Origin of the sequence: Arthrobacter sp. NicSoilB11, from assembly GCF_019977375.1 — a bacterium.
GTDB lineage: Bacteria > Actinomycetota > Actinomycetes > Actinomycetales > Micrococcaceae > Arthrobacter.
The window spans coordinates 3,931,750-3,955,032 of record NZ_AP024657.1; the positions used below are offsets into that span (position 1 = coordinate 3,931,750).

General features: G+C 68.5%; 26 protein-coding genes and 1 riboswitch. Of the genes, 13 read left to right on the top strand and 13 right to left on the bottom strand.

Going from position 1 to position 23,283, the window contains the following annotated elements; translation table 11 throughout:
- Positions 1 to 21: 21 nt before the first annotated feature.
- From LDO14_RS18355 to LDO14_RS18365, 3 genes are read right to left on the bottom strand one after another with little or no spacing between them, the layout of a single operon-like run.
- Entirely contained in the window at positions 22 to 906 is an 885-nt protein-coding gene (locus LDO14_RS18355; protein ID WP_018772143.1) for a carbohydrate ABC transporter permease, read from the bottom strand.
- Positions 903 to 1,817, bottom strand: coding sequence for a sugar ABC transporter permease (locus LDO14_RS18360; protein WP_018772144.1), 915 nt, complete (start codon positions 1,815 to 1,817; stop codon positions 903 to 905). Before LDO14_RS18360 ends, LDO14_RS18355 begins: the two co-directional genes overlap by 4 nt.
- The gene (locus tag LDO14_RS18365) at positions 1,817 to 3,145 is read right to left on the bottom strand and encodes an ABC transporter substrate-binding protein (RefSeq protein WP_018772145.1); all 1,329 of its coding nucleotides are present in this window, start codon (positions 3,143 to 3,145) and stop codon (positions 1,817 to 1,819) included. The genes LDO14_RS18360 and LDO14_RS18365 overlap by 1 nt, the downstream gene beginning before the upstream one ends.
- A 126-nt stretch (positions 3,146 to 3,271) precedes the next feature.
- On the opposite strand from LDO14_RS18365, the gene LDO14_RS18370 reads away from it, so the two are divergent.
- The 7 genes from LDO14_RS18370 (at position 3,272) to LDO14_RS18400 (ending at position 8,039) form a co-directional block, all read left to right on the top strand.
- Entirely contained in the window at positions 3,272 to 4,453 is a 1,182-nt protein-coding gene (locus LDO14_RS18370; protein WP_223992836.1) for an ROK family transcriptional regulator, read from the top strand.
- Positions 4,454 to 4,541: 88 nt separating this feature from the next.
- Positions 4,542 to 4,606, top strand: a riboswitch (guanidine-III (ykkC-III) riboswitch).
- Between the two features lie 10 nt (positions 4,607 to 4,616).
- Positions 4,617 to 4,940: an SMR family transporter gene (locus tag LDO14_RS18375; RefSeq protein ID WP_056391785.1), complete on the top strand. Its 324-nt coding sequence runs from the start codon at positions 4,617 to 4,619 to the stop codon at positions 4,938 to 4,940.
- Positions 4,940 to 5,317, top strand: a complete 378-nt coding sequence (locus tag LDO14_RS18380) for a multidrug efflux SMR transporter (RefSeq protein WP_142074152.1) — start codon at positions 4,940 to 4,942, stop codon at positions 5,315 to 5,317. The genes LDO14_RS18375 and LDO14_RS18380 overlap by 1 nt, the downstream gene beginning before the upstream one ends.
- A 22-nt stretch (positions 5,318 to 5,339) precedes the next feature.
- A complete protein-coding gene (locus LDO14_RS18385; RefSeq protein WP_223992837.1) occupies positions 5,340 to 5,966 on the top strand; it encodes a nucleoside/nucleotide kinase family protein in 627 nt (208 codons plus the stop codon).
- Between the two features lie 39 nt (positions 5,967 to 6,005).
- Complete coding sequence (locus tag LDO14_RS18390) at positions 6,006 to 7,019, top strand: aldo/keto reductase (protein WP_018770082.1); 1,014 nt, start codon at positions 6,006 to 6,008, stop codon at positions 7,017 to 7,019.
- 45 nt (positions 7,020 to 7,064) lie between these two features.
- On the top strand, positions 7,065 to 7,367 hold the full coding sequence (locus tag LDO14_RS18395) for an antibiotic biosynthesis monooxygenase (protein ID WP_018770081.1): 303 nt from the start codon (positions 7,065 to 7,067) through the stop codon (positions 7,365 to 7,367).
- 21 nt (positions 7,368 to 7,388) lie between these two features.
- Positions 7,389 to 8,039 (top strand): MBL fold metallo-hydrolase, encoded by a 651-nt coding sequence (locus LDO14_RS18400; RefSeq protein WP_223992838.1) that lies wholly within the window; start codon positions 7,389 to 7,391, stop codon positions 8,037 to 8,039.
- A 72-nt stretch (positions 8,040 to 8,111) separates the two neighbouring features.
- Here LDO14_RS18400 and LDO14_RS18405 read toward each other — a convergent pair whose 3' ends face one another.
- Complete coding sequence (locus tag LDO14_RS18405) at positions 8,112 to 10,004, bottom strand: DEAD/DEAH box helicase (RefSeq protein ID WP_018770079.1); 1,893 nt, start codon at positions 10,002 to 10,004, stop codon at positions 8,112 to 8,114.
- 316 nt (positions 10,005 to 10,320) lie between these two features.
- Between LDO14_RS18405 and LDO14_RS18410 the strand changes: the two genes are divergently transcribed.
- Positions 10,321 to 11,079, top strand: a complete 759-nt coding sequence (locus LDO14_RS18410) for a class I SAM-dependent methyltransferase (RefSeq protein ID WP_223992840.1) — start codon at positions 10,321 to 10,323, stop codon at positions 11,077 to 11,079.
- Here LDO14_RS18410 and LDO14_RS18415 read toward each other — a convergent pair.
- Together LDO14_RS18415 and LDO14_RS18420 are read right to left on the bottom strand one after the other, a co-directional pair.
- Complete coding sequence (locus LDO14_RS18415; RefSeq protein WP_018770077.1) at positions 11,076 to 12,482, bottom strand: MFS transporter; 1,407 nt, start codon at positions 12,480 to 12,482, stop codon at positions 11,076 to 11,078. The two genes, LDO14_RS18410 and LDO14_RS18415, sit on opposite strands and share 4 nt — an antisense overlap.
- An 8-nt stretch (positions 12,483 to 12,490) precedes the next feature.
- Positions 12,491 to 13,837 (bottom strand): MFS transporter, encoded by a 1,347-nt coding sequence (locus tag LDO14_RS18420; protein ID WP_208324273.1) that lies wholly within the window; start codon positions 13,835 to 13,837, stop codon positions 12,491 to 12,493.
- Between the two features lie 149 nt (positions 13,838 to 13,986).
- On the opposite strand from LDO14_RS18420, the gene LDO14_RS18425 reads away from it, so the two are divergent.
- Complete coding sequence (locus tag LDO14_RS18425; protein WP_223992842.1) at positions 13,987 to 14,421, top strand: hypothetical protein; 435 nt, start codon at positions 13,987 to 13,989, stop codon at positions 14,419 to 14,421.
- A 44-nt stretch (positions 14,422 to 14,465) separates the two neighbouring features.
- Positions 14,466 to 15,389, top strand: coding sequence for a tRNA (guanosine(46)-N7)-methyltransferase TrmB (gene trmB / locus LDO14_RS18430; protein ID WP_018770074.1), 924 nt, complete (start codon positions 14,466 to 14,468; stop codon positions 15,387 to 15,389).
- A gap of 17 nt (positions 15,390 to 15,406) precedes the next feature.
- Here the strand turns inward: trmB and LDO14_RS18435 are convergent, their stop codons facing one another.
- Positions 15,407 to 15,853: a hypothetical protein gene (locus tag LDO14_RS18435; protein ID WP_018770073.1), complete on the bottom strand. Its 447-nt coding sequence runs from the start codon at positions 15,851 to 15,853 to the stop codon at positions 15,407 to 15,409.
- Positions 15,854 to 15,858: 5 nt separating this feature from the next.
- Complete coding sequence (locus tag LDO14_RS18440) at positions 15,859 to 17,433, bottom strand: hypothetical protein (protein WP_223992844.1); 1,575 nt, start codon at positions 17,431 to 17,433, stop codon at positions 15,859 to 15,861.
- Positions 17,434 to 17,761: 328 nt separating this feature from the next.
- Between LDO14_RS18440 and LDO14_RS18445 the strand changes: the two genes are divergently transcribed.
- The gene (locus LDO14_RS18445; RefSeq protein WP_043425048.1) at positions 17,762 to 18,580 is read left to right on the top strand and encodes a DUF1206 domain-containing protein; all 819 of its coding nucleotides are present in this window, start codon (positions 17,762 to 17,764) and stop codon (positions 18,578 to 18,580) included.
- Between the two features lie 29 nt (positions 18,581 to 18,609).
- The gene (locus tag LDO14_RS18450; protein WP_018770070.1) at positions 18,610 to 19,089 is read left to right on the top strand and encodes an SRPBCC family protein; all 480 of its coding nucleotides are present in this window, start codon (positions 18,610 to 18,612) and stop codon (positions 19,087 to 19,089) included.
- Here LDO14_RS18450 and LDO14_RS18455 read toward each other — a convergent pair.
- Together LDO14_RS18455 and LDO14_RS18460 are read right to left on the bottom strand one after the other, a co-directional pair.
- Positions 19,086 to 19,739, bottom strand: coding sequence for a zf-HC2 domain-containing protein (locus tag LDO14_RS18455; protein ID WP_018770069.1), 654 nt, complete (start codon positions 19,737 to 19,739; stop codon positions 19,086 to 19,088). The two genes, LDO14_RS18450 and LDO14_RS18455, sit on opposite strands and share 4 nt — an antisense overlap.
- Positions 19,736 to 20,236 (bottom strand): sigma-70 family RNA polymerase sigma factor, encoded by a 501-nt coding sequence (locus tag LDO14_RS18460; RefSeq protein ID WP_223992846.1) that lies wholly within the window; start codon positions 20,234 to 20,236, stop codon positions 19,736 to 19,738. Before LDO14_RS18460 ends, LDO14_RS18455 begins: the two co-directional genes overlap by 4 nt.
- Before the next feature lie 233 nt (positions 20,237 to 20,469).
- Between LDO14_RS18460 and LDO14_RS18465 the strand changes: the two genes are divergently transcribed.
- Complete coding sequence (locus LDO14_RS18465; RefSeq protein WP_018770067.1) at positions 20,470 to 21,027, top strand: hypothetical protein; 558 nt, start codon at positions 20,470 to 20,472, stop codon at positions 21,025 to 21,027.
- A gap of 23 nt (positions 21,028 to 21,050) precedes the next feature.
- On the opposite strand, the gene LDO14_RS18470 is transcribed toward LDO14_RS18465, so the two are convergent.
- The 3 genes from LDO14_RS18470 to LDO14_RS18480 all read right to left on the bottom strand — a co-directional run bounded on the left by LDO14_RS18470 (position 21,051) and on the right by LDO14_RS18480 (position 23,252).
- Positions 21,051 to 21,803 (bottom strand): hypothetical protein, encoded by a 753-nt coding sequence (locus LDO14_RS18470; RefSeq protein WP_018770066.1) that lies wholly within the window; start codon positions 21,801 to 21,803, stop codon positions 21,051 to 21,053.
- A complete protein-coding gene (locus LDO14_RS18475; RefSeq protein ID WP_018770065.1) occupies positions 21,796 to 22,374 on the bottom strand; it encodes a sigma-70 family RNA polymerase sigma factor in 579 nt (192 codons plus the stop codon). Before LDO14_RS18475 ends, LDO14_RS18470 begins: the two co-directional genes overlap by 8 nt.
- Before the next feature lie 182 nt (positions 22,375 to 22,556).
- Positions 22,557 to 23,252 (bottom strand): hypothetical protein, encoded by a 696-nt coding sequence (locus LDO14_RS18480; protein ID WP_018770064.1) that lies wholly within the window; start codon positions 23,250 to 23,252, stop codon positions 22,557 to 22,559.
- Positions 23,253 to 23,283 lie beyond the last annotated feature (31 nt).

Sequence of the window (23,283 nt, forward strand, 5' to 3'; positions counted from 1 at the left end):
GACGGCCTCTCTGGGACGCAATCAGCGGATGGTGGAGCCCCACATGTTGGTGAGGTAGCGGCGCATGAAGAAGATGAAGACCAGGGCCGGGACAACCAGCAGGAAGCCGCCGGCGAAGCGGTAGGCAAGTGGCGATTCGGCGAGGGAGCTGAGGACCTGGGCAGGGAGGGTGCGCTGGTTCAGGGTCAGGATCGACGCGCCCAGGACCTCGTTCCAGGACATGACGAACGTGAAGATCGAGGCCGCCGCGATGCCGGGTATGGCCATGGGCAGCACCACTTTGAGGAAGGCCTGCACCGGGCTGCAGCCGAAGATCCGCGCCGCTTCCTCCACGTCCCGCGGAACACCGAGGAACACCGAGGCCGTAATCAGGATGGTGGTGGGCAGGGCCAGCGCCGAGTGGAGCAGGACGACGGCGAGCGCACTGTCGTACAGCCCCGTCTGCAGGAAGAGCTGGGCCAGCGGCACGGACAGCACCACGATCGGCAGGGCGCGGGTGAACAGCAGGAAGAGCTGGTACGGCTCCCTGCCCCGGAAGGCAAAGCGCGCCACGGCGTATCCTGCCGGAACGCCGATGAGCAGCGACAGCACAAGCGTGAACACGCCCACCTGGACGGAGTTGATGAGGCCGCCCAGGATGCCGGTGGACTGCAGGAAGGTCTGCATGGTCTCGGTGGAGAAGTTGTCCGGGATGAAGCTGAGCGGGAACTTCTGCAGCGATTGCCGGCTGGACATCGCGGCCAGGGCGATCAGGTAGATGGGCAGTGCCATGAAGAGCGTGATCAGGATGCAGGCCACCTGGAGGAGCACCCGGTTGCGGCGCTGCCGGGCCAGGGGCCGGCGGTCCACCGCGGGTTCGGGCCGGTCGGCACCGGCAGTGGTCCTGGCCGTCGTTGCATGGCTCATCGCGCCGCCTCCGTCTGGTCCCTCAGGAGTTTCAGGTAGCCCACGGCCGTGACCATGGAGACGAACATGACCACCAGCGCCAGCGCCGATGCCACGTTGGGATCCTGCAGGCCTGTGTACCAGCGGTAGGTCTCGCCCACCACCAGCGGAAAGTTCTGGCCGGTGAGGGCAAGGGCAACGGCGAATGTCTGGAAGGCCAGGATGGTCCTCAGGATCAACGCTGTTTGCAGGCTGGGACGCAGCAGCGGCAGGGTCACGTGCCACAGCCGGTTCCAGAAGCTGGCCCCGAAGACCCCGGCAGCTTCCTCGTAATCCTTGGGAATGGACTGCAGGCCGGCCACGACAATCACGAACACCAGCGACGTGGCACGCCACACCTCCGCAATGAGCACCGCCGCGAACATGGAGGGGTAGTTGTCATAGGCGAGCCAGGAGACGGGCTGCTGGCCCATGGATGCAAGGAGCGAGTTGAGGTAGCCGCGGTCCGTGAAGACCGTCAGCCACACCAGGCCGGCGGCGAGGTCGCTGACCGCGAGCGGGATGGCCCAGATGTAGAAGTAGGCAGACGCCCCCCGGGGCTTGGCCCGGATCAGCAGGGCCATCGCCAGGGCGAGGACGAACTGGATGGGGATCATCACCACGATGAGCAGGAGGGTGTTGCCCACCGAGGACCAGAAGTACGGGTCTTGGGACATCCGGGTGAAGTTGGCCGTCGTCAAGCCTTCGGGGCCGCCGAATGCCTGCAGGACGCCGCTGACCATCGGCCAGCCAAAGAGCAGCGTCATGAACACGATCGACGGGGCGATCAGGAGCAGGGCCGCGGAGCTTCCCCTCCTCCTGGGGGCACGGACCTTGGGCCCCGCAGGGGGAACGTGCGGCCTGGCTGCCGCCGGCGCGTCCGGTGCGGCCATCACGCGACCTTGCAGGGGGATGTCTTGGGATCCGGCGCCCAGCACGGGACGTTGAGGGTGTCCATGATCTTGGCCAGTTCCGCGCCCTGCTTGTCCAGCGTGGCCTTGACGTCCGAGTTGTTCAGGCAGATCTCCTGGAAGCAGTTCTTGAACAGCTGGGAGACCTGGGGGTCCTTGTCGCCCAGGCCCACGGGCGGCAGGGCGAGCAGGGCGTCGGAAGCCTCCTGCTGCGCCTTGACGGCCTTCGCTTCAAGGGCGATGCCGCCTGGCAGGTCGCCGCCGATGTCCGTCTTCACCACAGGGAAGAATGCGTTGGATTTCAGTGTCTCGATCTGCGCCTCGGGCTTGGACAGGGCCTTGATGAGCTCAAAGGCTTTGTCCTTCTCCGGGGAACCCTTCGGCACTGCCATGCCACCCACGATCAGGAGGTAGCCCCTGCCCTTGGGCCCGGACGGGGCCGGAACCATCTGCCAGTCGTCCGGCTTGTCCTTGACGGCCGTGATGAGGCGCGCCACGTGGTCCCAGGCCACCAGGACCTCGCCGTTGGCCAGCGGTTCCTGCATGAAGTCGTAGTTGGTGGACGCCGGATTCGTGTTGGCCCAAAGCTCGCGCATGTACGTCCAGGCGCTGACGGCGTCCTGGTTGCGGAAGGTGGTGATTTGGCCGCCCGTGAAGCTGGGCAGCAGGAAGCCCTGGTAGAAGCGGTGGTGGAGTCCCTTGGGGCCGGCGGGAAGGCCGAAGACGGGCCGGCCGTTGGCGTCCTTGGCGGCCTTGGCCCACGCAAGGTACTGGTCGTAGGTGAGCTTGTTGACGTCAGCTCCCGACGGCAGCCACTGCAGCGCCTTCTTGTTGATGGCCAGCACGTAGGTGGCCTGGATCCAGGGGATGTACCGGGGGACGTCGGTGCCCAGCTTGGCCAGCTCGGTCACGTCCTTGGAGTAGCCCGCCGAGGAGAGGTCGTTCATGAGCGAGCTGAGATCCTCAAGCTGCGAGGCGAAGGGGGCCAGGTCACCGTGCAGTCCGCCTGCGATTCCCACCTCGACTTTCCCCGCTGCCAGCTGGGATTTCAGCGTGGTGTTGAATACGCCCGTGTCAACGGGGTTGTAGGCCACGCTGATGTCCCCCGCGAATTTCTTGAGCGTGGCCTCGTACTTCTGGCGTTCCTCCACCGGGGAGAACTGCGTGGAGAGGAAGCTGACCGAACCCTTGCCTCCGCTCCCGCTGGTATTCACCCCGCAGGCTGCAAGGACCGGACCGGCCGCCAAAACCGTCAGGCCCCCCTTCAGCAATGCTCGCCGGCTGACGTCGTGGTGGGCGGAAACGGACATTAGAGCCTCCTGGGGTGAAGGGCTGCTAGGTATTTTGTCTGATGATCGATCATAATTGTGTGATACAGATCGCGTCAATGATGGACGGGCCATACCCGCGCCCGCAGTGGAAAGGAAGCCTGCCGCATGACGGAGCAGAGGTCGCTGGTGGGCGAGACCGCCCAGCCGTCGCCGGGGCCGGCCACCAGCGCCGGGCATCTTCTCCAGCTCCTGCGCTCCAACACCGCGGGGTACAGCCGGGCGGACCTGCTGGAGATCACCGGAATGGCGCGATCCACCCTCTACGAGCGGCTCGATGCACTTTTCGCGGCGGGCCTTGTCTACGAGTCCACTCCCCTGCGCGCCCAGCGGGGCCGGCCGCCCCGCTCCCTCCGGTTCGATGACCGCGACAAGCTGGTGGTGTGCCTGGAAATCGGCCATACGCACGCCGGAATCCATCTCCTGTCCCTGAGCAGGGAGGTGGTGGCTTCCGTCCGCATCCCTGTGGAGATCGGGAATGCGCAGGAGGTGGTGGTGGACCAGGTGGTGGGTGAGGCGCTGCGGCTGCTGGACGGCCGGCAACCCGTAGGGGCAGGAGTGGGACTGCCCGCCCCCGTTGACCCCCTCCACCGCCTGGGCCTGGAGCGGACCGTCCTTGCCCATTGGGACCTGCAGCTTTTGCAGGAGGCCATGGAATCCAGGCTCGACTGCCCGGTCCTGCTGGAAAACGACACCCGGTCAATGGCGGTGGGGGAGGTCCGCGGCCCGCTCGACTCCCTCGTCGCGGTGAAGGTCAGCACCGGGATCGGCTCCGGCATCATTGTCCGGGGCTCGTTGGTGCGCGGCGCCCACGGGGCCGCCGGTGACATCGGGCATGTGCGCATCCCGGAAGCCGCCGGCTGCCGGTGCCGGTGCGGCAGGGACGGCTGCCTTGCGGCGGTGGCCTCCGGGCGCGCGCTGCTTGCCGCCCCGCAATTTGCGCATTACGGGTCGCTGCGGCGGCTCGTTGACGCGGCCGACGACGATCCGGACGTCCGTGCCGCAGTCGCAGACGCCGGAAGGGTGCTCGGACGCGTCCTCGCCGCCATCGTGGGAACGCTGAACCCCGGCCGGGTGGCGGTGGGGGGGCTGGTGGGGGTCCTCCCTGGTTTCCTGCAGGCCTGCCGGCAGCAAATCCTGGCCGATGCCTTCGAACCCTCGCTGGTGGATCTGGAGATCGTCCCTGCTGACAGCCGGAAGGCCACCGCAGTGGGCCTGTGCCGGCTGGTGGAGGAGAGCCTCTACGCGCCGGAGCGGGTGGAACAGCTGCTGGCGCAACGCGCCGGCTGAGAGCGCCGGTTGATCCGGCCGGCCACCGCGGGTGGTGAGGTTGGGCACCAACGTGGCCGCCCGCCGTCGTGCGTTGCTACGCTGGGATCCAAGGCTCCACCCCGAGCCTCCGGACGACGGTTCAGTACCCGGCACGCGACAAGACTGGCCAAAGGATCTGGTCATGGCGTGGTTAATCCTTCTTCTTTCCGGCGCGCTGGAGGCCGTCTGGGCAGCCGCCCTGCACAACGCCTCCCGGGCTTCCGGCCGCCGGCGCGTGGCCCCTGCCGCCCTGTTCCTTGTGGCCGTTGCCGCCAGCACCGGCGGACTGGCCGTGGCCATGCAGTCCATTCCCACCGGCACTGCCTACGCGGTTTGGGTGGGGGTGGGCGTGGTCCTGACCTCCGCCTATGCGATGGCCAGCAAGGTTGAACGTCCGACGGCGGCGCGCCTGCTGCTGCTGTCCGGCATCGCCGCGTGCGTGGTTGGCCTGAAGGTGGTGGCGTAATGATGAAGCGCCCGCTTCCCTGGCTGGTGCTCCTGGCCTCCGCTGTCCTGGAAGCCGTGTGGGCCACGGCGCTGGGCTTGTCCGACGGTTTCAGCAGGCCGCTGCCCACGCTCGTCTTCGCCGTCACGGCCGCCCTGAGCATGCTGGGCCTGGGCATGTCCATCCGCAGCATTCCGCTCGGCACCGCCTACGCCATCTGGGTGGGCATTGGCGCCGCATTGACGGTGGGCTGGGCGATGGCCACCGGGGTGGAACCGTTCAGCGTGGTGAAACTGCTGTTCATCGCAGGCATCGTGGGCTGCGCGGCCGGCCTCAAGGCGCTGCCGGCCAGGGACCACGCCGCCGCTGACTATCCCGTGGAGTCGAGCCGCCGCTGATCCCGGCGGTTAGGCTTTTGCCATGGACTCCCCCGAGATCACTGACGCCTTGGACGCCCTGCGGCACCGGGTAGCGCCCGGAACGCGGACCATCCTGGGCATCGCCGGGGCGCCGGGCTCCGGGAAGTCCACCTTTGCCGCCTGGCTGCAGGAGCAGTTCGGCCCGGGAATGTCGGTTGTGGTTCCCATGGACGGTTTCCACCTGGGCAACGCCATCATCGAGGGGACCCCGCTGCGGCAGCGTAAAGGCGCCATTGATACGTTCGACGCCGGCGGGTACCTTTCGCTGCTGCAACGCCTGGTGCGCCGGGACGAGGCCGTCGTCTACGCACCGGAGTTCCGCCGCGCCCTGGACGAGCCGGTGGCGGCCTCCATTGCCGTGCCGGCGGACGTCCCGCTGGTCATCACGGAGGGCAACTACCTGCTGGCGGACCAGGAACCGTGGAAGGAGGTACGGGCGCAACTGGACCAGGTCTGGTTCCTCGAGACCCCGCCCGCGCTGCGGCTGCAGCGGCTGGTGGACCGGCACGTATCCTTCGGGATGGACCGGGAGGCTGCGGTGGCCTGGGCCGGCGGACCCGATGAAGCAAATGCCCGGCTGATCCAGGCCACCCGCCCGGCCGCGGACCGCATCATCCCCTGGCTTTAGACAACCAATTCCAAGAGCAGGAAACGAACAGGAGCACCCATGGCAAACGCACCCACCGACCGCCGCGGCACCGTCCAGCTTGGCGACGGCCTGGCCGTCAGCCCCCTTGGATTCGGGGGCATGGCCCTTACCCCCGTATACGGCGAGGTTGACCCCGCCGAGGCACTGCGGACACTGCATCACGCCGTTGACGCCGGCGTCAGCTTCATCGACACCGCGGACATCTACGGCGGCGGCAGCAACGAGGAACTGATTTCCCGGCTGCTCAAGGACCGGCGGGGCGAGGTCCAGCTGGCCACCAAGTTCGCGCTGGTGGGCACGCCGACTGACGGCTACACGGACATCCGTGGCGACGCCGGGTACGTGCACCAGGCGGTTGAGCGGAGCCTGCAGCGGCTGGGCACCGACGCCATCGACCTGTACTACATGCACCGCCGGGACGTCAGGGTGCCCATCGAGGAAACCGTGGGCGCCATGGCGGAACTGGTCCAGCAGGGCAAGGTCAAGCACCTGGGCCTGTCAGAAGTGACGGCGCAGGAGCTGCAGGACGCGGCAGCGGTCCACCCGATCGCCGCGGTCCAGAGCGAATGGTCCATCTGGAGCCGGGACGTGGAACGCAATGTTGTTCCCGCCGCAGCCGCCCTGGGAGTGGGATTCGTCCCCTACTCGCCGCTGGGCCGCGGATTCCTCACCGGAACCGTCGATACCGCAAGCCTGGGCGAGAAGGACTTCCGGCGGAACATCCCCCGCTTTGCGCCGGACGCCGCAAGCGCCAACCAGGCGGTGGTGGACGCCGTCCGGGCCGTGGCGGACCAGCTGGCCGCCACGCCGGCGCAGGTGGCCCTGGCCTGGCTGCTCGCCCAGGGCAAGCGGCTCGGCCTGCCGGTCGTCCCCATTCCCGGCACCCGCAAGGCCGCACGCATCGACGAAAACCTTGGCGCGCTTGCCCTGGACCTCACCCCGGCGCACCTGGAGGCCCTCGACGCAGCGTCGGACGCCGTCGTCGGCTCCCGTTCAGCGGACCCCGCCTGGGTGTCCGAAGGCCGGGAATAAAGCCGCTCTCCAAAAACCCGTCCCTCACCCAACCCAAGGAGCCCCATGCCTGCCATCGTCCACTTCGAAGTCCAGATCGACCCCGCCCACCGCGAGAACGCCGCGAAGTACCTGTCCGAAACGCTGGCCGCCACCCGGGCGTGGCCCGGCAACCAGGGCATCGAAGCGCTGGTGGATGACGCCGACCCCTGCCACATCCTGGTGGTGGAAACCTGGGCCACCACGCAGGACCATGACGACTACGCCGCCTGGCGGAGAACACCGGAAGGCAAGAGCGCGCTGCATGAGGTCCTGGCCGCGCCGCCATCCAAGCAGGTCTACTCGACCACCCTGCCGCTGGACCTGTAGCCCGTGGCTGGACCAAAGCCCATGGAATCACTTCGCTACGACCTGCCGGCCCTGACCATCCGCAGCATCTCCGTCAGTGCGATGGACAACAACGTGTACCTGCTGACCGCCAAGGAAAGCGGGGCACAGCTGCTGATTGACGCCGCTGACGATCTCCCTGCCATCCGGCAGCTGCTCGCGGACGGCGCTGCCGACACATCGGCCACTCCGCGCCTGGCGCTGGTCGCAACCACGCACCAGCACTGGGACCATGTCCGGGCGCTCAAGGGGCTGGTGGAGGCCACCGGCGCGCGGACAGCCGCCGGAGCGGACGACGCCGATGCGTTGCCGGTTCCCGTGGACGTGCGGCTTGGCCACGGGGACGTCGGCAATTTCGACGGCTTCGACGTGACCGCCGTGCACCTGCGCGGGCACACGCCCGGCTCGATCGCTTTTGTCTACCAGGATCCGGACGGCCCCGCCCACATCTTCTCCGGCGACTCGCTGTTCCCGGGCGGAGTGGGCAACACGCAGAAGGATCCCGGCCGGTTCACCCAGCTCCTGTCCGATGTCACGGAGCGGCTGTTCAACGCCTACCCGGACAGCGCCGTGGTGCACCCGGGGCACGGCAAGCCCACCACGCTGGGCGCCGAGCGGCCGCATCTGGAAGAGTGGCGCGCCCGCGGCTGGTAGGTACGTCAAATACAAAAAAGGCGGGCTCAACCGTGTGGTTGAGCCCGCCATTTTCATTGGCTAGTTCATTGGCTAGCGGCCGCGGCGTTCGTTCGACGCCGGGGCGGACGCGCGGCGCGGGCCGCTGCGGGCCGGACGGCCGGAGCCGCCGCCATTGCCTGCACTGTAGGAGCCGCCGGAGGTTCCACCGGTGTTGGAGGACCAGACAGCCTTGCTGCCGCCGGTTGCACCCGCACCTGAGCGCTGGCCGGATGCCCCCGCTGCTGCACGCTGGCCGGTTGCGGGGCGGCCGCTGCGCTGGCCGCCGCCGGCGGGGCGTCCGCCTGAAGCCGGACGGCCGGTGCCGCCGCGCGGTGCGTCGCTGCGGGTGATCCGGGAATCGCCCCGGCCCTCTGCTGCACGGCCGTCCGAACCGCGGCCGGCCGATGAGCGGCCACCTGCTGCGGGGACGTCGTTGCGGTGGGTCGAAGCGGTACCACGGCCACGGGCGTTGCGGCGGGCAGCGGCTGCTGCCACCGCGCGGTCCTCATTTTGCTCGGCATTGCGGTCGAATGCCGCGCGGGCTTCCGTGCGGCCCTCGAAGGCCACGGCCCGGCGCTCGGCGCGGGGAACATCGGTGCGGGCCGGTTCGGCCGAAACCTTGCCGCGTCCGCCCCGGCCGCCGCGCCCACCGGCAGACGGTGCAGCCTGGCGGCGTGCACGCTTGCGCTCAGCATTGGCACCGGTGGAGGTGCCGCCGCCCTGGCGGGGAGCCTTGGCGGCCATCAGAGCGGCGCGGGTGCGGGGGTCGACCTTGTCGGCGATCTCGCCCACCAGGTCGGCCACGAGCGGGGAGTTTGCCGTGACGCGCTCAAAGTTCACGTCGACGCCGGCAGCCTTCATGAGTTTCTTGACGTCGGACTGCTGCTCCGGGAGGGTCAGCGTGACCACGGTGCCGTCGGAGCCGGCACGCGCGGTGCGGCCGGAACGGTGCAGGTACGCCTTGTGCTCGGTGGGCGGGTCCACGTGGATGACCAGTTCGACGTCGTCGACGTGGACACCGCGGGCAGCGACGTCGGTGGCCACCAGGACGCGGACGTCCCCGTTGGAGAACTCGGCGAGGTTGCGGTCGCGGGCGTTCTGCGACAGGTTGCCGTGCAGGTCGACGGCGGGGATGCCGGCGTCGGTCAAGGTCTTGGCCAGCTTGCGGGCGTGGTGCTTGGTCCGCATGAACAGGACGCGGCGGCCGGCACCCGAAGCGAGCTCAACGATCAGCTGCTTCTTGACGGTCTGGTCGTTGACCACCAGCACGTGGTGCTCCATGGTGGTCACCGCGGCCTGCGGGTCGTCCACAGAGTGGGTGAGCGGGTTGGACAGGTAGCGCTGGACGATCTTGTCCACGCCGTTGTCCAGGGTGGCGGAGAAGAGCAGGCGCTGGCCCTGGCTGGGGGTCATGTCCATGAGCTTCTTGACCACGGGCAGGAAGCCGAGGTCGGCCATGTGGTCGGCCTCGTCCAGGACCGTGATCTCCACTGCCTCCAGGGTCAGGATGCGCTGGCGGATCAGGTCCTCCAGGCGGCCCGGGCAGGCGATGACGATGTCGACGCCGGCACGCAGCGCCTTTTCCTGGCGGGCCTGGGAGATGCCGCCGTAGATCACGGTGGTGTTCAGGCCGGCGGCCTTGGCCAGCGGCTCGATGGTGGCGTTGATCTGGGTTGCCAGTTCACGGGTGGGTGCCAGGACCAGGCCCATGGGGCGGCCGGGTTTGCGGAAGTGCTTGGCTTCCCGCTCAGCGAGTCTTGCTACAAGCGGGATGGCGAAAGCGATGGTCTTGCCGGATCCGGTCCGGCCGCGGCCCAGGACGTCACGACCGGACAGCGTGTCCGGAAGGGTCTTCACCTGGATGGGGAACGGTTCAACAATTCCCTGGGCGGAAAGGGTGTCTGCAAGGGCCTTGGGAGTACCGAGGGCAGCAAAAGTTGTCATGTAGTTTTTACGGTCTTTCAGGCGGTATCCATGCGGATATCGGCCCCCGATGCCGGTTGGACCAGGGGTTCGCCGAAGAAAAGTCAGGTGATCAACCGTGCCGCTGCAAATAAGGACAGCCGGCAGGGACCAAATGGAACGCGTTCATCGACGCAGGATGTGCCTCTCACATGAAGAAAGCCCACTCCCTGGAAAGGTTCTCCAGATCAGGAGCAGGCGGCATCACTGCACATCAAGTTCCTCCAGTCTAGCACCCCGCGGCCCTGTAACCGACCCCGGCGTTGCCTTCGGGGCTCCGGCGGGGCACTGTTGAGGCATGAGCGAACAGCCGGGCCGACGCCAGGAGACGCAGCACGAGGAGACCCACCGGCATCACGGGAACGACGGCGGCGGCGCGCCGGAAGGGGGCGGCGGCGGCATCGATCCCGCAGCGGCATGGGACGAGCGGTACCGCACCAAGGCGCGGCTTTGGAGCGGAAAGCCGAACCCGCAGCTGGTCCGGGAAGCCGGCGGACTGCGTCCGGGCAAGGCGCTGGAACTGGGATGCGGCGAAGGCGCCGACGCCATTTGGCTTGCCCAGCAGGGCTGGTCCGTGACCGCCGTCGACGTTTCCGCCGTCGCCCTGGAACGGGCGCATTCCCACGAACTGGCGGAGCTGGCGCGGGAAAGCGTACGCGCGTCCAATGGCGACATCGCCAGCCGGATCACCTGGCAACTGGCGGACCTGACGCAGTGGCAACCCGGCACTTCCTATGACCTGGTGACGTCCCAGTTCCTGCATTCCCAGGAACTGGACTGGCGGATCCCGCTGCGCACGGCTGCCTCCGCCGTCAAGCCCGGCGGAACCCTGCTGGTGGTGGGCCACCACCCGCACCGGCTGCCGCCCTGGGGCAACGACCACCACCAGCACCTGGACATGTTCTACACGGGTGATGACGTGGTCCGCGAACTGAAGCTCAACGGCCCCGGGTGGCAGATCGAGGTCCTCACCAGCAGGGAGCGGCCGGTGACCGGGCCGGAGGGGCAGGAGGCGACCATTGCCGACGTCGTCCTGCGCGCCACCCGCCTGCCCTAGTTCCCCGCGGGCTTCCCGGCGGTGACGCGGGGTGCCACCAGTGCCGCGGCGACGCCGATGGCCGCGGTGAAGGCGAAGACGCCCGCGAAGGACTGGGCCGCCGTCGTAAAGGCCGCGAAGACGAGCCCTGTGGTGGCGAGCGACAATGCCCCGCCGAGGGAATCGGAGATGGACATGGCGGAGCTGTTGAAGCCTTCGTTCTCCTTGGTGGACAGCGCCAGGGTCATCACGCTCAGGCGCGGGTAGAGCAGGCCCATGCCGCCGCCCGCCAGGACCCAGCCGGCGATGGCGACGGCGGCCGGCCAGTGCAGCGCGGTGGTGGCCAGGGCCAGGAGCACGGCCGCCAGGACCATGAGCGACCCCACCCGGACGGCGCGGAGATCCGGGAGCCGGGAGCCCAGCCGGCCCTGGACAGCGGCGGCACCGGCCCAGGCCAGCGCACCCCCGGTGAGGGTCAGGCCCGCCAGGGTGGGCGGGAATTCGTACCGGTCGATCAGCAGGTAGGGCAGATAGACCTCGGCGCCGAAGAACGACGCCGAGGCGAGGCCCCGCGCCAGGATCACGCTCGGCAGCCCGCGGCGGGCTGTGAGGGTACCGGCGGGCACCAGGGGCCGGACAGCCACCAAGGCAAGGACGACGGCGGCGGACGCCAGGAGTGCCGTGGCGGCGGGAAAAGCGGGGATGCTGACGTCGGCGGAAAGGTTCAGGCCCAGCACGGCGAGCGCGGCCAGCGCCGCCCACCCCAGGCGTCCGGGGGCCCAGGGCGGAGCAGTGTTATCCGGCGCTCCTGTCTTTTCGCGCTCTGCAAGCCCCCGCAGTACCGGGGCGATCATTGCCAGCGCCGGAATGACCAGGCCAACCACACCCAGAAACACCCAGTGCCAGCTGAAGACCTGGGCCACGACGCCGGCGGCGAAGGGCCCCACCAGCGAGGGAACCACCCAGGCGGCCGAGAATGCGGCGAAGATCCTGGGGTGCAGCGGCCCGGGAAAGAACCGCGCCACCAGCACGTAAAGCGCCACGGTGAGGGCGCCGCCGCCGAGCCCCTGGACCAGCCGGCCGGCAACCAGCACGGGCATGGAGCTTGAGGTGCCCGCGATCAGCAGGCCGGCCACGAACAGTGCCACGGAGGTGTAGAGCGGCATGGCCGGGCCGCGGCGGTCGGACCAGTTGCCCGCGCCCACCATGCCGATCACGCCGGTTGCCAGGGGTCCCGCAAAGGCCAGGGCGTAGAGGCTTCCGCCGTTCAGTTCCCGGCTGACCAGGGGCATGATGGTGGTCACGGCAAGGGATTCGAAGGCGGCCAGGAACACCAGGGCGCAGGTGCCGATGGTGACCCAGAAGTACGGGGGCCGGAAGATCCCGGTGGCGGGATGGGCGGCCGGGAGGGTGGAGTCGCGCACAGCGTTCCCTAGCCCACGTACCGGTCCCGGCCGGAGCGGTAGCCGAAGACCGCCGCGAGCAGGCCGACCACCATGAACAGGACTCCGGCGGGAATGAAGGACCCGGTGGCCTGGTGCAGCTGGCCCACCATGAGGGTTCCCGTGGAGCCCACCCCGTAGCCAACACCCTGCATCATGCCCGAAAGATGCGCGGCGGTATGCCCGTCGCGCGTGCGGAGCATGATCAGGGTCAGCGCGCAGGCGGTAAGGCTTCCCTGCCCCAGCCCCAGCAGCCCGGCCCACACCCAGACCAGGTCCAGCGGGCCCAGGATGCTCAGCACGAACCCGCTGCCGGTCATCAGCGCCACCACCGTGTTGATGGCGCGCTGGTCCCGGAACCTGGCGGCCAGTGCGGGGGCGAACAGGGAACCCAGCATCTGCAGCACGATGCACACGGCAACGATCAGCCCCGCGGTGGCCCCGTCAACACCCCTCTCGCGGAGGATGGGGGCCAGCCAGGCGAAGCCGCTGAAGGACATCATGGCCTGCAGCACCATGAAGATGGTCACCTGCCAGGCAACGGGTGAGCGCCACACGTTGACCCCGTCCCTGACCGCCTGGTGCCGGACGGTCCCCTGCCGAACGGCCACGGGAAGGAACAACAGAAGGACGACGGCGGCGGGCACCGCCCAGACCCACAGCGCCCTGGTCCACTCCCCCGTCGCGGTGTAGAACGGGTAGGTAAAGCCGGCACCGAGCGCGGCGGAGGCGCAAATCGCGGTGGTGTAGAGGCCGCCCATAAGTCCCAGCCGGTGCGGGAAGTCGCGCTTCACCAGGCCCGGAAGAAGCACGTTGCACAATGCGATGGCCGCGCCGCAGGCTGCCGTGCCCACCAGGAGGGCAGGCAGGTGGCCGGCGCCGCCCAGGGCAGCACCGGTGTCCACTGGCCGCAGCAGCAGCCCCGCGGTCAGCAGGGCCATGGCCCCCAGCAGCACCCGCTCCGCACCGAACCGGCGGGCCAGGACCGGCGCAAGCGGCGCGAACACACCCAGCAGGGTGACGGGAACGGTGGTCAGCACCACCACGGACCAACCCGGCAGCGCTGCCTGCGAGGTCACCTCCGGAAGGACCGCGGAAAGGCTGGAAAAGACGCTGCGCAGGTTCAGTCCGATCAGGACCAGGCACACCCCCAGATAGGCAAGGGCACGGCGGCTGCCCACCCGGGTGGGCTCCGCTGCCGGAAGCTCATCGATTTCTGCGTCCACGAGGGTGCTGGTGTCCACCACGCTGCTGCCTGTCCGGGCCCTTCCCCGGGCGTCGCCGGAGGCATCCCCCCGCCGCTGCTTCTTCGCTTCGGCATTCGTTGCGTCCGTCATGCGCCCATTCTTGCAGGGAAGCGCCGCCGGGAGTTTTCCACATACGACGCCGGGTACCTTCCCGCACCCCCTGCAGCTTCATAGGTTGTAAGCAGCCGCAGGCCGGCAAATGGCTGGACCAACAAGCCGCACCAACTTGAGGGAGCATCATGGAAACGACGCCATCACAGGACCCCCACCCTCCCCTGCCCCCGGGCATGCACGGCAATGGAGGGCCAGGCAACGGAGGAACAGGCAACGGAGGAACAGGAAATGCAGGGCCAGGCAACAAGGGAACGAACAGCCTGGTCCTGGCGATTCTTGCCCCAGCGAGCATGTTCCTCACCGGGCCGCTGTCCATGTTCGCCATGTTGATGACCTACCCGGACGAAGGGCCGTCCCCAAGGCCGTGGGTAACCCCCATGGTGCTGTTCAGCCTGCCTCTCCTCTTCGCCGTACTGGCGCTGCGGCTGGCACTGCCCGCCCTGAAGGGGTCCCCGCGGGGATCGGGCAACTGGTCTGCCGCGGCAGTTTCCCTCTGCATCTGCGGCCTGGTCTTCGCCCTGGCCTTGGGCCCGGCACTCGACGCTATTGGCCTGTTCTGACCGCCCTGATCTTCCGCTGCCCCCGCGGCGCTATTCTGGAAGGGATGAGCGAATCCCCTGAAAACCCCCAGCAGCCGCATGTCCCCAGGCCCGTTACGCCCGGGACCCAGGCCTCCTTTGGCACCTACGGCGGCCGGCCTGTCAGCTTCGTGCGCCGCGGCACCAGGCTGCAGGGCCGGCGGCAGGCTGCCTGGGCAGAGCACGCCGAGCGCTGGGCCGTCAACGTTCCACGTCACGTGGCCAACACCTCGGTCCACCCCGACTACACCTTCGACGCCGCCGCAGAGTTCGGCCGGGAGGCCCCGCTTATCGTCGAAATCGGCTCCGGCCTTGGCGACGCCATCTGCCATGCGGCCGAACAGAACCCGGACACCAACTTCCTGGCCGTCGAGGTCTACACCCCGGGCTTGGCCAACACGATCATCAAGATCAACAGCCGCGGCCTGGACAACGTCCGGGTGGTGGAGGCAAATGCCCCGGAGGTGCTGGCAACCATGCTGCCCGAAGGCTCGGTCAGCGAACTGTGGGTCTTTTTCCCCGATCCCTGGCATAAGTCGCGGCATCACAAACGCCGGCTCATCCAGCCGGAGTTCGCCAAGCTGGCGGCCCGGGCGCTGAAGCCCGGCGGCCTGTTCCGGATCGCCACCGACTGGTCCAACTATGCCGTCCACGTCCGGGACGTCATGGCAGGCTCAGCGGACTTCGAGAACCTGCACACCGGAGAGCGCCGCGGACCCGAAAGCCCGCTCACCCAGGTGTGGCAGTCCGGCGTCGAATCGGTGGTGGGCGGCGCCCCCGTCCGCGAGGGACGCGCACCGGTGAGCACGGAGCACACCGGTCCCAACGAAGGCGTGGATGAAACGGGCGGCTGGGCTCCCCGCTTCGAGGGCAGGATCCGGACCAGCTTCGAGTCGAAGGCCCACGAGGCAGGCCGCCTGATCTTCGATCTCTGCTACCGCCGCCGCTGAGGGGTGCCGGGCGGCAGTCAGGCCACGCTGATCGAGGCCACGATCTCCTTGAGCATATCCAGCCGGGGTTCGGCCTCCGGGTTCAGGTAGGGCCAGATGACCACCACGCCAATGAACCGCCCGCTTTCCCACACGCCCACGGTGGCCGCCACCTTGGCCGGCCCGCCGTCGTCGTCATATCCCACAACCACCGCATAGGCGGCCTTGCCGGGCAGGTTCAGCCCGCCCTCCGCCAGGAGGGTGCCGCCGCGTTCCTCAAGGTAGAACCCTGACATCAGGTGCGCCCAGCCGGTGGCCTGCGGTGCATCCTGCACCGAGGTATCGTCCTTGATCACCGTGACCAGGACGCCGCCCAGCAGGCCGTACTGCTCGCTGTTGGGCCCGGCCGTGGAATCATCCAGGACCTGGGTGTGCTCGGGAAAGTCTGCGGTGAAGCCCAGCGGGGATTCGATGTGCACTGACATTGCTTTCAGAGCCTCTCGAGCTTGGTGTCATTGGGGACTTTGTAGTATGTGGACACGTTGGTGGTGGACTGGTTCTCGGTCTTGACCTCCACCTCACCAACCTTGACGTCGAACCCTGCCTCGTTGGTGGCCGTCACCACGGAGTTCACCTGGATGGTGGCGGAGCCGGCCTCGTACAGCCGGGCGGCGTCGCCGGCGGCGCCTGCCTCATTCCCCAGGGCGACGTTGCGAAGGTAGCTGTCAATGACGGGCCGGTTCTCCGGTGAGTAGTCCACATCAATCTTCACCGTCCCCTGCGTTCCGGCGGTCACGGTGGAATCGAACTTGGCGGCCTCGGATTTCACGCCGGAGGTCACCCCCTGGGCCACGGTGCCGTCCATGGATACGGAGACTGACTCGATGTTGTTGCCCTTGTCCATGGTGACCTGCAGCCCGCCCTTGCCGGAGGCCTCGAAGACCCTGCCGTCCAGGTTGAGCTTGCCCTGCGCCGAGACCTCGCCGCTGGCTGTGGAGGTACCGTCCGTGAGGTTCCGCTCGTACGCAAGGTCAAGCTTTGCCCCGCCGGACGCGGTGCCGGCCTCACCCTCGGCAGCCAGCGAAAACGTGCCCTTGGCCTTGTCTGTCTGCCCTGTGGAGCCGTTGTCCTTGGCCGCATCATTGATGGTGTCCAGGATGTATCCGGGCGGGTTGCCCGCCACGTCCTTGATCTCGCCGATGCTGTCCGGCGGGAGGTCGCGGTACATCTGTTGGCGCGCCGCCATCGCTTCCTCAACGCTGGCGAACGTGTACTCGCGGGAGACCTCCCCGGTCAGTGTTGCCCCCGCCGTACCGGTGGTGTCGTTGACGCCCAGGCCCATGTTTCCGTAAACCTTCATCGTGGCGGAACCATCGGCGTTCTCCACCACTTCGGTCCCCACCTCGGCACCGCCATGGACCCAGGCCACCCGGGCCTCGATGGAGGCCTTCCCGGTCTCCGAGTAAACCGGAATGTCCGCCTTTGCCAGCTCCTGCAGGTGCTGCTTGGCCAGCTGCTGGGCGGCGGCGGGAATGCCGCCATCCATGCGCATCAGGTCCTCGGCGAAAGGGCCGTCGCTGCCTTCGCCCTCAATCAGGTATTTCCGGTCCGCGTCGGAGAGGGCGGCCCACCACTTCGCCTGCTCTTCCGGGCTGGCGTTAAGCATCCGGTCCAGCCCGGACTCGAGCTCCCGGCGGTGTTCTGCCGCCGCCCTGGCTGCCTCGGCCTTTTCCCTGAGCCATTCCCTGGCCTGCCCGGCCAGCGACGTCAGCCGGTCCCAAGCGCTGGTGCCGGACCCGCCGGCGGCCGACGCCTTTTCCTGCTCGTCGGCATGCTTCATCAGGATTTTCGAGTTCTCCCGCAGGCTGGCCACCACCTTGTCCAGGCTGGGCCGGTGGCTGGCACTCCACTCCTGGCGGAAGCGGTCCCCGTCCCGGCCCTTCCACGGCGCGGACTGGATCTGGCTGTGCAGTGACCCTGCCCGGCTGCTCAGCAGCGACGCTGCCTGGTCTGCCGCCTTGGCCAGCGCCCGCAACTGGCTGGTGTCTGCGCCGTAAAAAGTCATGGTTCCCCCGGGAAAGTGCGGTACGTGTCAATCGCTGGTCCTTATGGTTGCACAGGCTGCCGGGGCCCGGCGATGGGGATCCCTCCCCATCGCCCGCGGCTGCCGGGACAACCGGGCATCGGGTGGCCGGTCTCCTGTGGAGCCGTGCCGGGCGGACTGCTCGAGGCCAGCGGTTCCAGGCCGGCTGTTCCCGGCCCGGCTGCTCGAGGCCAGCGGTTCCAGGCCGGCTGTTCCGGGCCCGGCCGGCATGGCACGATTACCCGTGTAAGAAGGGCACGCACAGCGGCGCACAACGCGCCTGTCCAAAGGAACGACGATCAAAGAAGAACTGAAACAGGCCGTCGACACGGCAGAGGACGTCACCAATTCGCGCGTCCTCGAGATCCTGGCACGGTCCGGATTCGCAGCCAGCGGCATCCTGCACCTGCTGGTGGGTGCCATCGCCATCCGCCTGGCCATGGGCGGGACGGGCCACGCCGATTTCAGCGGCGCCGTTGCCGAACTTGCCACCATGCCCGTGGGGCCGTTCCTGCTGTGGGGAAGCTTCGCCGCCTGCGCCGCACTGTCCCTCTGGCAGACCGGCGACGCCATCTTCGACTTCAACCACCAGCCCACCAGGAAGAAGATCAAGAACAAGGCCAAGGCCGCCCTGCAGGCGATCGTTTACGCCGTCCTGGCCCTGACCCTGTGGCACTTCGCCATGGGCACGGGGACGGGCGATGACAACCGGAAGGCCGCCAGCGACTTCACCATTTCCATGATGCAGGCCCCTGGCGGGGTGGCGCTGCTCGTCCTGATCGGCGTGGCGGTGGCAGTCACGGGCGTGGCGTACGGCATCCGGGGACCAAAGAAATCGTTTGAGAAGCAGTTGCGGATGCCTTCCCCCGGCCCGGCCAGGACAGCGGTGACGGCCCTGGGGGTGGCGGGCTACCTGGCCAAGGGAACCGTGCTGCTGCTGGCCGGACTGCTTATCGCCATCGCCACGCTCAAGGAGCACCCTGAGGATTCCACCGGCCTGGACGGCGGGCTGCGGGCCCTCCGCGACCAGCCGCTGGGCCCCTACCTGCTGGCCGCGGTGGGAGCCGGACTGGTCTGCTACGGCGCATACATGATCATGCGCGCGCGGCTGGCCAAAATGACCAAGTAAGCCGTCAATCAGCATGGTTAGGTAGAGGCATGCCCCAGGTACGTGCCGAACGCTTGATCCGCATCGATCCGGAGACTGCCTTCGCCCTCTCCCAAACCACCGGGGACTTCCGGCTCAAGTGGGACCCTTTCATCTCCGCCCAGGGCTTCCTTGACGGCGCCCGGGCGCCAGGAAAAGGCGTCCGCACCCGCACCAGGTCCCGGCTTGGCCTGGCGATGGTGAGCCAGTATGTCTCCTATGCGCCGCCCCGCAACGTGGGCATGACCATGGTCTCCGGCCCCTGGTTCTTCACCAACTTCGGCGGCGGCTGGCGTTTCACGGCGGACGGCGGCGGCACCCGGGCGGTCTGGAAATACACCTTTTCGTGCCGGCCGGCTGCGCTCCGGCCCCTCATGGAACGGATCGGCAGCCGGCTGCTGGGCTACGAGATCGAACGGCGGATCGAGGCCTTCGCCCGCGCCTGCGAGGACGAGTCACTGGTCGCGGAGTTCAGGGGACTCACACCCTAGGGAACGGTAATGACCGCCACCGCGTGCTGGGCGCCGTCGCGCAGTTCCACGCTTGAGATGCTGCCCAGCTGGATGGGGGTTGCCCCGGTGACCTTGACCTTCCCGCTCGGGGTGGCCGTCCAGGCGCAGGCACGGTCCTCCCCGCCGGCGCGGTCGCGCACCCACAGTGAAAGGGTCCCTTCCGCCGGGAGGCTGCTGCCGCTCACCGCAAGCTCGGTTCCCCACGTCTTCCGGGCCATGTCGATGTTGACCTGCAGCCCTCCCCCGGATGCCACCGAGTAGGTGGCGTCCGGATGCGGCGGCCTGGCGAGCAGGGGACCCACCGCCAGTCCCACAGCCAGGCACGCGGCGGCAAGGGCACCTGCCAGCGCCGCCCACCGCCGTCGTAATGTCCGACGCCGGCTGGCCAGTTCGTCGAGCAGGCGGGCAGGGGTGGCGCCGGCACCCCCGCTGCCGCCGGGGACGGCGGTCAGCGCCACGGCGTCGGGGACCGGAACGGAGTCAAGGAGCATGGGCACCTTCTCCAGCACCGCCAGTTCCCTGCGGCAGGCGCCGCAGTCCTGGAGGTGCGCCTCGAAGAGTGCGAGGTCGTCGGGATCCAAGCCGCCCAGCACGTAGGCACCCAGCAGGTGGTGGAGGTCGGTGTTCACCGCTCCACCCCCATCTCGTCCAGGATGGTGCGCAGTGCCCGAAGCGCGTAGAAGGCGCGGGATTTGACCGTTCCGCTGGGGATGTTGAGCTGGACGGCAGCCTCGTTGACCGTGAACCTGCGGTAGTGCAGGGCCACCAGGACGTCCCGGTGTTCCTTGCTCAGCCGCAGCAGCGCTTCCTCCATCAGGACCCGGTTGAGCATCTCGTCAACGCGGCCCATCACTGCGGCGGGGTCGGTAAGGCTGCTCTCCAGCGCCTCGTTCGGCCGGCGCTGGCTCCGGCGGTAATTGTCGATCATGATGTTCCTGGCCGTGCGGTACAGATAACTGCGGAAGCTGCCGTTGATGTCCGGCGCATGCTGCCAGACGCGCAGCACGGTTTCCTGCACCACGTCCTCCGCGAGCTGCGGATCCCGGATGGCGCTGAGCACGAACCGGCGCAGGGCGCTGCCGTGATCACGGTAGATGGCTTCCACCACCTTGTCGTCAAGCGGCATCCCGCTTCCCCCGTCCCTGCCCGTTCACATCACTGCACAGCGTGGAACGCCACGGCATCCTGCGCTCCCGGCTGTTACCACGTTGGGCAGCAGGAAAAGGTTCAACCGGGCGGCTCCGGAGCGCGCCTGTGAACCATTCTTTACCTGGAAGCGTCGTAGGGGTTAGCGCCCGGCAATTCAGCTCCGGGCGCCTGCACCAGCATCAGCAGGAAACACCAGCCAAGGAGCACATCATGAAGCACCATGTCGGGCCAGGCCTTGCCATCCTGGCCCTGGCGGCAGCCCTCACCGGCTGCGGCAGCAGCACCGGGACCACTCCGTCGGCCACCAGCCCGGCCACGGGTGCCTCCAGCACCGCGTCCGCCACGGCTTCTTCGTCCGGCACCGCCTCAGCCTCCGCGTCATCGACCCAGGCGGGCGCCGCCGTCGACCTCAAAACGGCATCCTCATCCGCAGGCAGCATTGTGGTAGATGCGAAGGGAATGAGCCTCTACTTCTTCACCAAGGACACCAAGGACTCCGGCACCAGCGCCTGCACCGGCTCCTGCCTGGTCCAGTGGCCGCCGCTGACCACCACCTCGGGCTCCCCCGCGGGCGAAGGCGTGACCGGCAAGCTGGGCACCATCAGCACCCCTGACGGGAAGAAGCAGGTGACACTGAACGGCATGCCACTCTACTACTTCGCAAAGGACACCAAGCCGGGCGACATCCTGGGCCAGGGTGTGGGCGGCGTCTGGTACCTGTCGGACCCGTCGGGCGCGATGATCAAGGCAGCCGGCCAGGGCTACTAGGCCTGCAGGCCCACCGGTCCGGCCTACTTCAGGGGAACGTCCGGGACCTTGCCCGGGAGGGGGACTTCCGTGGGCACGGGAACGGGCAGCTTGGAGCTTGGTTCCAGGCCCTTCCTGACATCCTCCGTAACGGTGGCGGGCAGTGACGGCTCCGTAGCCGCGGGCTGCTGCGTGGCAGCCCCATGGCTCGGCGTGTTTCCGTGTGCCGGAACACCCGACGGCGCCGCACCGGCAGGTGCCGAAGCCGGGGACGGCGCCGCCGGGACGGCGTCCGGGCCGCTGGTTGCCTGCGGGGCGGGCGTCGCAGGCTGTGGCGCGGGCACCTGCGGCATGTCGTGGCCGGTGGGTGCCGCACTGGACCCTGTCACGAATGACGTGACGGCGTGGTTCAGCTGGGTGAAGGATTCCCGGAACCCCTGGTCCGAAGCAGCGGCAACGGCACCACCTGCCGCGAGCGAAGCGGCCACAGACAAGGTGGTGAGCGTGACCCGGCGCTTGGCCTTGCGGCGCGCGGCGAGTTCATCGGCCGGGCGGCCGGCCGGACGCGTGGACGGTGCCGCAGGTTCGGCGGCGGAGAGCACCGTGGTGGGGGCGGGGCCGGCAGCGGAAGTTCCCGCCATCAGGGCCGCGATTTCGGCGGAGGGCTCAGGGGCGCCTGCCGCGAGGGCGCGCAGGTTGACCAGGGCATCACGGAGCTGGCCGTCGTCGTCCACGCCGGCCTCCAGCAGGAGCTGGTCAACGGTCCCGTCGTTGCGGGATCCTGCGGTGTCACTCATGGTTCGCCTGGTTTCTCTTGAGCGTTTGGGCCTTGAGGTTCTGCAGGGCGCGGCGCTGGAGCTGTTTGATGGCTCCGGCGCTCTTGCCCATGATGTCGGCAACCTGGTCGATGGACAGGTCCGCCACGACGCGCAGGGCCAGCACTTCCTGGTGTTCCGCGCTGAGGCCTTCCAGCATCGCCGCGGCCCCGGCGGTCAGTTCCACGGCGTGGTCCTCCGCGGACGGCGAAGTGCGGCCGTCCTGCTGGGGATCGTACGGTGTCAGCTGCGGCCTGCGCTCCAGCCGGCGGTAGTGGTCCACCATGCGGGCATGCGCGATGGAAAAGAGCAGGGACTTGGCGCCCGCCAGACCGCCGGTGAGGCTGCCGATTTTGGGATAAAAGGCCAGGAAGACGTCCTGGGTGACGGCTTCGGGATCATCCAGGCCGCGGGCCTTGAGGTAGCCGTGCACCGGCCCCGCGAAGGTTCGATAGGCAGCCGCGAACAACACGGCCGGATCGGTTCCGGCCGCGTTGTCGAATATGTCGATCTCTTCCTGGACCAAAGTGTCTAGCACCAGCGGCTCCTCCATCCCGGGATCCGGCCCGCGCCCTGTCCCGGTTTCCGGTACGGACTGCCAGTCTCCGTGGCCTTCCAGCTGCCTCTTTGCAGGCCTGGCGGGGGTGCACTTCCAAAGGCGTGCGCGCCCGGCCGGCTGCCTGGACTGCGGCCGCAGCCGGAGCGGCGGCCGCAGTCCAGACTAGCCAAGGTGCCTTAGCGGGTGGAAACCGACGGAGCGTGCACGGTGTCGCCGCCCACGGAGGGAACGGCAGGAACGGCAGGAACAGCGGTTGCGCCGTCGGCACCCGGGACGGCAGGAACTGCCGGAACGGCGGGAGCGGACGGAAGCTCAGGCTTCTCAGCCTCGACGGCAGCGGAGCCCTTGGCCTCGGCCGCAGCCTTGGCAGCGGCATCGGCCTTGGCCACGACGTCGGTGCAGTAGCCCTCGATGTTCGCCTCACCCTGGGCTGCGATGGACAGCGAGGAGAACGCCTTGGAGGAAGCGTCCACGCCACCGTGGGTGTAGGCGGTGCACAGGCCCAGGGCCGCAGGACCGGCGGCGTCAACGGCGGTGTTGGCTGCCGCGGAAGCAGTCGCACCGGCGGTGACCTTGTCGTCGGAGGCCGCAGCCGAACCGGAAGCCGTGGCGGAAGCATCGGCGTCGGCGGTCTTCAGGGCACCGGTCACAGCTTCGGTCGCCGTGGGCGCCGGGGTGGCCTGGGCGTCAGCCGCTGCTTCGGCTGCAAGCTTGGGGGCCGGTGCGCCGAAGAGCTCGTGGGCGGTCTGCTGGGCCTGGGTGGGAAGGACGCCCGAGACGGCGGCCGCGCCGGTTCCTCCCACTGCCAGGGTTCCTGCAGCCAGGACTCCGGCGGCGACTTTGCTGGTGGCGAGAACGGTGAACACAGACATCTAACTTCTCCAAACCTAGACAACACATCGG